The following is a 6,996-nucleotide window of genomic DNA, read 5'->3' on the forward strand; positions in this document are numbered from 1 at the left end:
AGTATTGGCTATGGTTTAGGCGTAGGGTTAGCGGCGGCTTTTGGTTATGCCATGCGCCATACTATCTTGGCGTTTAAATTACCTTGGCAATTGTTGTTGTTCAGTGGTGCAGGGGTGAGTTTAATTTGCACGGTTGTTGCGTTATTCAGTATTGTCAAAGTCATTCGTTTAGAACCCGCTATTGTCTTTAAAAGCTAATGACTATCGCAATTGACTGCCAAAATCTGACTAAAACTTACGACAGTGATGGTCAAAAAGTCATGGCGTTAACCGGTGTTAATTTAGCGATTCATCAAGCTGAACTGATGATGTTGGTCGGCCCGTCTGGCTGTGGCAAAACCACCTTAATCTCTATTATCGCTGGTATTTTGGATCAAGATGAAGGCCATTGCTGGATATATGGCCAAGATGTTAATAAGCTGGCAAGTCGCGACCGATTAAAATTCCGTGCGCAAAACATAGGCTTTGTGTTTCAAGCCTATAATTTATTACCGGCATTAAACGCTGCCGAAAATGTTGCCGTACCTCTTATCATCAACGGTATGAAACGCAGCCAAGCCGAGCGTAAAGCGGTCGAGCTTTTAGCACAAGTAGGATTAGCTGAGCGTTACCGCTCGTTACCGGCACAATTATCCGGCGGTCAACAACAACGTGTGGCTATTGCCAGAGCCTTAGTCCACGAACCACGGCTTATTGTTTGCGATGAACCGACGAGTGCGCTAGACCATCAAAACGGTCAGCTTATTATGCAGCTACTCAAACAAGTCGCCTTACAAAATAACCGCGCGTTAATTATCGTCACGCATGATGCACGTATCTTTAGCTTTGCCGACCGCATCGCCCACATGGACGACGGTCGAATTACCGACATTGAAGCAACCGTCTTGAAACACCCGGATTAACGATGAAAATCACTTATATACTGCCCGTGTTATCCGCAGTGGGTTTTTTATTTGCGACTTATACCGTTTTTAGTGGCAGCCAACCTGTGCCTATTGCACAACCGGTCGCAGAACCTGCTTCAGCACCTTACAAAACCTTTATTGCAGGCTCAGGCTTAATCGAGCTAAAAGCCGCAATATCGCGATAGGCACACCATTATCACGCCTAGTCAAACAGGTCGCGGTGCAAGTGGGCGATACTGTTGATATTGGCACAGCGTTATTTTACTTAGATGATAGCGATGTCCTCGCTGAACTTGCCGTCAAAAAAGCTAACTTAGCGAAAGCGCAGGCGGACTTAGCGATTAGCAATGCGTCTTTAACCGACGCGCAAAGCTTATACGATTTGGCCGCCAATATTAGCGACACGCGTGCGATTAGTCGTGAAGAAGTTTTAAAACGACGGAACGCGTTAGCGATTGCCAAGGCCAAACAAACCGGTGCGGAAGCCGCGATTAAACAAGCTCAAGCCGATATAGCCAATACAGAAACGACGCTAAAACGTTTAGTGGTAACTGCGCCTATGGCCGGTGAAATTTTACAAGTCAATATCCGCCCAGGTGAGTTCGCCCAAGCCGGTGCGCTGGCAACGCCGTTAATCGTCTTAGGTAATTTAGACCAGCTGCATGTGCGCGTAGACATAGACGAAAACGATGTCTGGCGTTTTGACAAAACAGGCTCGGCGATAGCCTATGTGCGCGGCAATAAGCAGCTACATACTGAATTAAAACTCGCGTATATAGAGCCTTATATCATTCCAAAAAAGTCGTTAACCGGTGACAGCACAGAACGCGTCGATACCCGTGTGCTACAAGCCTTATATAGCTTTGATCGTAAACAATTACCTATATATGTTGGCCAACAAATGGATGTTTTTATAGAAACCCATGAATAAGCTCTGTTACGTCCTTAGCGTATTTTTTATATCTGCTTGTACCGTTGGCCCGGATTATCAAAAACCCGAGCTAACCACGCCTAAACACTGGCAAAACCTGCCCGCTACGCCTATGAGTCATTATCAAGACGCGTGGTGGCAAAGTTTTCATGACCCCATACTGAACGAACTGATAAGCGAAGCGAGCAAAGCTAACTTAGATTTAAAACAAGCATTAAGCCGAATTCAAGACGCACGCGCGCAAAAAGCCTCGGTATTTGCCTCTGCACTGCCTAGCGTGAGTGTTAACAACAGCATTAGCAAACGCTTAAACAGCATTTCTGGCGGCGGTGGTGCAAATAACAGCGTTGGCGGTGGGTTCGGCGTTGGTAATCAACTGATTAATATTTTTCAAAATGGCTTTGATGCGCAATGGGAGATAGACCTATTTGGCGGCGTCAGACGAGCCGCTGAAAATGCTGAAGCGCTATTAGACAGTGAAATTGAAAACAGTCGCGCCATTTATGTCAGCTTATTAGCCGAAGTGGCTAAAAATTACCTTGTGCTGCGCAGCAATCAACAGTTACAAAACATCACTGAGGCTAATTTAAAAATACAACGAGAAACAGCCGCCTTAACCAAGCTGCGCGAACAATCAGGCTTGGAAAATAGCTTAAATCGTCTACAAGCCGAAGCGCAAATCGCCGATACCCAAGCCCAATTACCGATTTACCAACGCGATGCACAACTGACTATCCATGCGTTAAGCGTATTACTAGGCCAAGAGCCTAATGCATTAACCAAAAAACTAAGTCCTGTCGCAGCCATGCCTAATGTCAGCACGCTCATGATACCGGCATTACCGTCAGAGTTATTACAACGTCGTCCCGATATACGCAAAGCCGAGCGTCAACTCGCAGCTGCCAATGCCGCTATAGGCATTGCAACGGCTGAGCTTTATCCCAAAGTAAACTTAAGCGCCTTTATCGGCTTACAAAACACGCGTATTACCGACTTCACCCCGCTAGGCAAATCCTGGTCAACCGCCGCTGCACTGTCAACGCCGTTATTTAACTGGGGTAAATTATCGGCCAATATCGACAGTAAAGAAGCGCAATACCAAAGCCAATTACACGCCTATCAAACCACCGTGTTAACCGCGTTTAAAGAGGTTGAAGATGCTTTAACCGCTTATCGACAACAACAACTACGCGCTCAAGCCTTATTAACGGCAGAAAACGCTCATCAAACAGCGCTGACCGTTGCGCAGGAACGTTATCAAAAAGGCTTAACCGATTACATCGATATGTTAAAAAGCCAAGAACAACTGTATCAAAACCAACTTGAGCAAATAAAAAGCCAAGCCGAGCAAGCGAGTCAACTTATCGCTTTATACAAAGCCTTAGGAGGAGGCTGGCAAACACAGCCAGAATTAGATGGTGTGTGTAAAACGTGCAAGAAAAATGTGGCTGAAACTTTGCATGAGTATAGTAAAGCGGTAACGCAGATTCGCCGATAGGCAAACCGCCTTTTTGGATGGGACACTGATGGCGGTTTGCTATCGGGAAACCGCGTTATGGGCTGATCCCAGTTATGGAGAATATATAGCCAACTGTTTGATGCGATGTTTTGTGTCATTTAGAGGGAGATGGATAATTTGTGTTAGAATTTATCATAGTTCGCCTATGATTACTTTTAAATATTTATGATGATTTTCTCTGGATTTAACTCAAGCTCTTTAAAGAAGGTACAAAATGGCATTTACTTTGGAATCTCAATAAAACACGGAAGAAGTGATGAGTTATTGCGATTTGTAGAGATGATGCATCTTCTATCTGAAGAAAAAGTACTTGATGATTTCGAAATAGAATATATTAAAGATCCAATACTGAGATTTCGTTATGCCTTCTTGGACCACATCGCAGAAAATGGGTTTTCCTCATTATTTCAAATAACTGCTGTTAGTGATTCTATTGCAGGGCCAGAGATGGGAATTAATGAAAATTTATTTGATTTTACATAAATTTATAAAAACGCTAACCCCCGCAGAAAAATTGATAATTATAGATCCTTATTTTTATACTAAAGACGGATTGGCAGATGCAACCATTACATTGACTGAAATAATTACTCCCATATTAGATCAAATAGATCACATAACTGTTGTCTACAACAAAGGAAATTCGTATTCGCAGGAATACATCAAACAAGCTATTAATGCCAAAGCTGGTCGCGAAATACACTTTAACAACATAAAATCATCAAAATTTCACGATCGATTCTGGATAAATCCAATCACAAAAACAGGTATTGTTATTGGGACGTCACTAAATGGAATAGGTAAAAAAATTGCATTAATAGATAGAATATCGCCCAGCGACGTTGAGACATTGCTTGAAAATGTCAATTCTCTATATTTATAAATGTTAACCCATAAGTTCTATAGCTATAGAGGCAGTGAAAGTATTCAGATTTTTTCATAAACCTATCAATATATAGTACTTTAAAATTATATTTACTACTATATATTGTGTATCAGATTTTAAAAAATGAATACTTTCACAGCCTCTATAGCGCGTAGATTCGGTTAAGTGGTAGCCCAATACCATTCGGCATGATTATTGATGAGCATTAATAATCATGGCAACACAAGGGGTTAAAGGTTTTAGCAAAAGATGTTGAACTCTTTTGAGCCAATGGATACTTATTTTCCAAAAGTGAGCGAGCTTTTTACCCAAAAGCGTCACGATACCCCGTTCTGGTGTCCGTGACAGATGTTTTTCCCGACCTTGACGGGTGGATTTATGGGTAGGCTCAAGACCCTAAGATGTGCTTTATAGGATGTGCCGAACGAAGGGAGGCGCATCGCTCGCGTGTTACCTCGATTGATGCGCCTCGTACCCTCGGCACATCCTATGGTATTGGATACTATCCCAGTTTTTATTCCACTCTTAAATTTTGTTGAAATCACTATATTGCTACATTTACCCAAGCTCAGCACGCTGATACGCAACACTCTTCTTGGTTTCGTGTTGGTTTCTCTCGCACTTTGCCTGGTATTACGTTGGTTACCGTTACCCAGTTCTATGTTTATGCTGTATCGACATTGGCAAGATGCTCAACACCTGACGTATCAATCTCATGCTTATCAATGGGTAAGCTTAGACAACATATCGCCTTACGCCGGTCTTGCTGTTATTGCTAGCGAAGACCAATTGTTTTTTGACCATTATGGTTTTGATGTGAATTCAATCAAAGCTTCGCTTAGTGCTTATAGTCATGGTGGACGCTTACGCGGTGCGAGTACGATTAGTCAACAAGTCGCCAAAAACGTTTTTCTTAACCCCAGCTAAAAACTTTTTTGCGCAAAGGCTTAGAAGTTTGGTTTACCGGTTTACTCGAATTATGTTGGAGTAAAACAACGTATCTTGGAAGTCTATTTAAACATTGCCGAGTTCGGTGACCATCTCTTCGGTATAGAAGCCGCTAGCCAGCGCTATTTCGGCATTCCAGCCCAAAAACTCAACCGCTCACAAGCGGCATTACTCGCCGCAACGTTACCTAATCCTTTGCTGTTAAAAGCCAATAAACCTAGCGATTATGTGCTAAAACGGCAACGTTGGATAATTCAGCAAATGAGTCATTTAGACAATTTGCGGGTAAAAATATCAGACTATTAGAGGACTGCCATTAAGTTAAGCCATTTTGGAATACAAGGCTTGCTTTGTACTGCGTTTAAACATGTGCAAGGCAAGCCTTGTACTCCGAAATACACGTCCAGCAGTTTGGACGTCAGATGACGTAAGTCTGGATTGAGCTATTTGAATAACAGATAAGCGTGTAATACTTCTAGTATTATCTGTCATGTTAATTAACCTAGTTTAATTTTATTCTTTATTTTTAATTAATTGATACTTAATGGTTATTTTTTAATTACGTTAAATAACGCAGTTATATTAGTGAAATCCCCTAATATTTAACGATTGTGGCGTTATTTTAGCGTCAAGCGCTGTCTTAAAGGCCATATTATTTGTATGGTTTTAGGGTAGCTCAACATTTCTCTTTAATTAATAATTGCTTATGAATTAATTTCTATCTTGGCCTGAAAACTGCTTTACCTTGTTCAACACAAAGAACAGAGTAAGGTCATGAGAAATAAACTGATTTCTTCTTTAGGCTCTATCTCTACATTGACGGCGCAGAGTGCATTATGTCAGTGCTAGGTAGGATAGAAACATTGCCGGAATTATCGGCTTATCAAGCAAAACAGCGCGGCGATGCGACGGCGTTTGTGTTTGAACAACGCACACTCAGTTATCGCGAGCTAGATAAACAAGCCAATCAAATCGCCAACGGCCTTTTGGCTGAGGGCATGATGCCAGAGGCGCGTATCGCTATGTTAAGTAAAGATAGCGATAACGGTTATGCCTTGTTATTTGGTAGTGCTAAGGCGCGTACTGTATTAATCGGTATTAATTGGCGCTTAGCTGCGCAAGAAATTTTATACATCTTAAATCAAGGTCAAGCTGAATTGTTATTCGTCAGTGCCGAATTTTTTGGCATTATCGAGCAAATCCGGGCCGAGTTAACATCTGTCAAAAAAATCATTGCGTTAGAGGGGCAACACGCTGAATGGGTCAGTTGGCTTGATTGGCGTGAGCAACACTATACGTCTACACCGGGCTTAGCGTATTCGCCCGACGATATTGTCGTGCAAATGTACACTAGCGGTACCACCGGTCATCCTAAAGGCGTGCAAATTCCTAATCATAGTTTTTTTCGCTTAATGGCCGGGATGCGCGCTCAAGGCGATAACTGGATGGGGCTAACTGAAAACGATAGCTTATTAGTCGCTTTGCCGCAGTTTCACATGGGCGGTATTTGGTGGGCGATACAAGGCGTTATTGCCGGAGCGACAAACGTATTAATGGCTACGTTTATTGCTTGGCAAGCGCTAGAGTTAATTGCTAAGCACCGAATCACCCTGGTCGAAATGGTGCCTTCGATGTTACAGACTGCACTAGATGAACCGGGCGTTACGACAACGGATTTAAGTTCTGTGCGTGGTTTCCTATACGGCGGCTCGCCGATTGCACCAGCGTTATTTAGACGCGCGCTTCAAATCTTTAACTGCGATTTCTATCAAATCTATGGCATGACTGAAACCGGCAATATGGCGGT

Annotated in this window: 7 protein-coding genes and 2 pseudogenes; all 9 read left to right on the plus strand. The window is 42.7% G+C overall.

Annotated features, from left to right (window positions below; genetic code table 11):
- Nucleotides 1-198: pseudogene (locus tag VZ94_RS15800) on the plus strand (ABC transporter permease); the annotation flags it as partial.
- Nucleotides 198-902: an ABC transporter ATP-binding protein gene (locus VZ94_RS15805; protein ID WP_045779968.1), complete on the plus strand. Its 705-nt coding sequence runs from the start codon at nucleotides 198-200 to the stop codon at nucleotides 900-902. The pseudogene VZ94_RS15800 and the gene VZ94_RS15805, both read left to right, overlap by 1 nt.
- 2 nt (nucleotides 903-904) lie before the next feature.
- The gene (locus tag VZ94_RS29400; RefSeq protein ID WP_239649997.1) at nucleotides 905-1,090 is read left to right on the plus strand and encodes a hypothetical protein; all 186 of its coding nucleotides are present in this window, start codon (nucleotides 905-907) and stop codon (nucleotides 1,088-1,090) included.
- Between the two features lie 41 nt (nucleotides 1,091-1,131).
- A complete protein-coding gene (locus VZ94_RS15810) occupies nucleotides 1,132-1,836 on the plus strand; it encodes an efflux RND transporter periplasmic adaptor subunit (protein WP_239649998.1) in 705 nt (234 codons plus the stop codon).
- Entirely contained in the window at nucleotides 1,829-3,334 is a 1,506-nt protein-coding gene (locus tag VZ94_RS15815; protein ID WP_045779969.1) for an efflux transporter outer membrane subunit, read from the plus strand. The genes VZ94_RS15810 and VZ94_RS15815 overlap by 8 nt, the downstream gene beginning before the upstream one ends.
- Before the next feature lie 186 nt (nucleotides 3,335-3,520).
- Nucleotides 3,521-3,838, plus strand: a complete 318-nt coding sequence (locus VZ94_RS15820; protein ID WP_045779970.1) for a hypothetical protein — start codon at nucleotides 3,521-3,523, stop codon at nucleotides 3,836-3,838.
- Nucleotides 3,813-4,238 (plus strand): hypothetical protein, encoded by a 426-nt coding sequence (locus tag VZ94_RS15825; protein ID WP_045779971.1) that lies wholly within the window; start codon nucleotides 3,813-3,815, stop codon nucleotides 4,236-4,238. The genes VZ94_RS15820 and VZ94_RS15825 overlap by 26 nt, the downstream gene beginning before the upstream one ends.
- A gap of 669 nt (nucleotides 4,239-4,907) precedes the next feature.
- Nucleotides 4,908-5,495: pseudogene (mtgA, locus tag VZ94_RS15830) on the plus strand (monofunctional biosynthetic peptidoglycan transglycosylase).
- Nucleotides 5,496-6,025: 530 nt separating this feature from the next.
- Nucleotides 6,026-6,996 (plus strand): AMP-binding protein (locus tag VZ94_RS15835; RefSeq protein ID WP_045779972.1); only part of this gene is annotated, 971 nt, incomplete at its 3' end.

This window comes from Methylocucumis oryzae, from assembly GCF_000963695.1.
GTDB lineage: Bacteria > Pseudomonadota > Gammaproteobacteria > Methylococcales > Methylomonadaceae > Methylovulum > Methylovulum oryzae.

Excerpts from the sequence above, each read along its gene's own strand:
- VZ94_RS29400 (WP_239649997.1), top strand. The coding sequence starts at position 905 with ATGAAAATCACTTATATACTGCCCGTGTTATCCGCAGTGGGTTTTTTA.
- VZ94_RS15815 (WP_045779969.1), top strand. The coding sequence starts at position 1,829 with ATGAATAAGCTCTGTTACGTCCTTAGCGTATTTTTTATATCTGCTTGT.
- VZ94_RS15825 (WP_045779971.1), top strand. The coding sequence starts at position 3,813 with ATGAAAATTTATTTGATTTTACATAAATTTATAAAAACGCTAACCCCC.
- VZ94_RS15805 (WP_045779968.1), top strand. The coding sequence starts at position 198 with ATGACTATCGCAATTGACTGCCAAAATCTGACTAAAACTTACGACAGT.
- VZ94_RS15820 (WP_045779970.1), top strand. The coding sequence starts at position 3,521 with ATGATGATTTTCTCTGGATTTAACTCAAGCTCTTTAAAGAAGGTACAA.